Source organism: Amycolatopsis ultiminotia (assembly GCF_039536925.1).
GTDB classification, from domain to species: domain Bacteria; phylum Actinomycetota; class Actinomycetes; order Mycobacteriales; family Pseudonocardiaceae; genus Amycolatopsis; species Amycolatopsis ultiminotia.
Genome location: NZ_BAAAZN010000052.1, coordinates 1 through 2,784 on the forward strand (window position 1 = coordinate 1; position 2,784 = coordinate 2,784).

The 2,784-nt window shown below is 70.8% G+C and carries 1 protein-coding gene; it reads right to left on the reverse strand.

The window, feature by feature from the left end; all coding sequences use genetic code 11:
- Positions 1–2,784: beta-ketoacyl synthase N-terminal-like domain-containing protein (locus tag ABD793_RS42495; protein WP_344869562.1), on the reverse strand; the 2,784-nt coding region annotated here is incomplete at both ends.

Below are 2,784 nucleotides of genomic sequence, written 5' to 3' on the forward strand. Positions count from 1 at the left end.
CACCACCAGCCAACGCCAAATCACATTCACCCGACCGCAACGCCTGCACAGCCAAATGCAAAGCAACCAACGACGAAGAACACGCCGTATCAACAGTGACCGCCGGACCCTCCAAACCCAACGTATAGGAAATCCGCCCAGAAAGAACACTGCCAGTGTTACCGATGATCAGGTGCCCTTCCACGCCGTCGAACTCACCCGAGCCGAGGTAACCGGACGGCGCTGCACCCGCGAAGACACCGGTTGCCGAACCGCGCAGCTGCTCCGGATCGATCCCGGCACGTTCCAGCGTCTCCCACGAAACTTCCAGCAGGAGCCGCTGCTGCGGATCCATCGCCAGCGCCTCGCGCGGCGAGATCCCGAAGAACCCGGCGTCGAAGTTCGCGACTCCGTGCAGGAAACCACCCTGCGACACATAGGAGGTTCCCGGATTGTCGGGGTCCGGGTCGAACAGGCCCTCGGTGTCCCAGCCGCGGTCGACGGGGAAGCCGGAGATCGCGTCACCGCCCGAGGCCAGGAGGTCCCACAGCGCGTCAGGGCTGTCGATCCCGCCCGCGTAGCGACAGCCCATGCCGACGATCGCGATGGGCTCCGTCGACACCTCACGGCTTTGCGTGACCACCGGCACAGCCGCACCGAACATCCGCTCGACGATCTCCTTCGCCAGCACCATCGAATTCGGATAGTCGAACACCACAGTGGACGGCAACTTCAGCCCGGCCGCCGCACCGATCCGATTCCGCAACTCGACCGCGGTGAGCGAATCGAAGCCGAGATCGCGGAACGCCCGGTCCGCCGGTACCTCGGCCGCCGCACCGTGCCCGAGGACCGCCGCGGCGTGGCCGCGGACCAGCTCCACCACGACCCGCAGCCGCTCGGCCGGGTCCTTGCCGGCCAGTTTTGCCGCCAGCTCACCGGTTTCGCCCGGCGGGGCCGCGGCTGCTTCGGGCTCCCGCGCCTCGGGAATGCGCTCCAGCAGCGGGCGTTCCCGCGCCGCGGTGAACACCGGCGCGAACCGCGCCCACTCCACATCCGCCACCGCCAGGAACGTCTCGTCGTCGTCCAGCACCTGACCCAGCGCAGTCAACGCCCGCCCAGGCTCCAGGAAGTTCATCCCCTGGCGCAGCAGACGTTCCGGCGTGACGCTGCCCGGACGCTGTTCCAGGACTGCGTTCACCGCGTCCCAGTCCCGGGTGTCCCAAACGCCCCAGGCGATCGACGTGCCCGGTAAACCCCGGGCTCGGCGGTCCTCGGCGAGGGCATCCAGGTACGCGTTGCCCGCGGCGTACGCACCGTGCTCGTTGCTGCCCCAGGTGGCCGAGATGGACGAGAACAGCACGAACGCGTCCAGGTCCAGGTCGGCGGTCAGCTCGTCGAGGTGCCGGGCACCGGCAGCCTTCGCGCCCAGCGACACCGAAAGACCTTCGACGCTGGTGTTGTCCAATGGCGTCACGTAGACGGCGTTCGCGGAGTGCAGTACCGAGCTGAGCGCGGGACCGGTCGCGGCGATCGTCTCCAGCAGCTCGGCGACCTGCGTGCGGTCGCCCGTGTCGCAGCATACGACGTCCACTGTGGACCCGCCGTCGGCGATTTCCGCGGCGAGACCCGCCACCCCTTCCGCGGACGGCCCGGAACGGCTGGTCAGTACGACCCGCGGAGCACCACGGTCCGCGAGCCACGCACCGACCCGGCCACCGATGGACCCGGTGCCACCGGTCAGCAGCACCGTGCCGCGCGGCGTCCAACCTGATCCGCCGGAACGCCGTGTACCCGAGCGCACCAGGCGACGGGCGAAGCTGCCGGAGGCACGCACGGCCACCTGGTCCTCGCGCCCGGCCAGCGCCGAACAGACCCGGGCCGTGCTGCGGTCGTCCCATGCGGGCGGGAGATCGAGCAGACCGCCCCAGCGGCCGGCGTGCTCCAGCCCGACGACCCGGCCGAGCCCCCAGACCTGCGCCTGCACCGGGCTGGTCAGCACATCGCTCGCCCCGGTGCTCACCGCGCCGCTGGTCAGCACCCACAGCGGCGCGGTGACCCCGGCGTCGCCGAGCGCCTGCACCAGGACCAGCGTTCCGGCCACACCACGGGCGACGGCCGGGTACGCAGCCAGCGGCGTCTCGTCCAGCGCGAGCGCGGACACCACACCGTCGACCGGCGGCAGTCCGCGCACCGTCTCGGCGAGCGTGTCCCGATCCAGGACTCCGACGTCGAGGGTCAGCACGTCAGCGCCCCGGTCGCGGATCGCGGCACCGAGCTCCGGTGCCTCGCCGACGATCAGCCAAGTGCCGGACAGCACTGCCGGCGCCTCGGTGAGCGGCGCCCAGTCGATGCGGTAACGCCAGTCCGACACGGTCGAATCGGCCTGTTCCCGGTGCCGCCACGAGGTCAGGGCAGGCAGCACTTCGTCGAGACCAGGACCGTCGAAGGCCAGCAGGTCCGCCAGTTCCGTGCGGTCACCACGGTCGACGGCGGCCCAGAACCGGCCTTCCGCACCACTCGCCGCGACGGCGGCCTCCGGCTCCGGCTCCGCGGGCCAGTAGCGGCGGCGTTGGAAGGCGTAGGTGGGCAACGGCGTGGTCGCGCCGCCGCCGAGCACCGTGGCCCAGTCAACGGGCACGCCGTGCACGTACGCCTCGGCGAAGGAGGTGAGCAGCCGCTCGGCGCCACCGTCGTCGCGACGCAGCGTGCCGGTAACTACGGGCTCGTCGAGGGTGTCCGCGATAGCGCCGGTCAGCACCGCATGCGGAGAGGCTTCGACGAACACCGAGTGCCGCTCACCGGCGA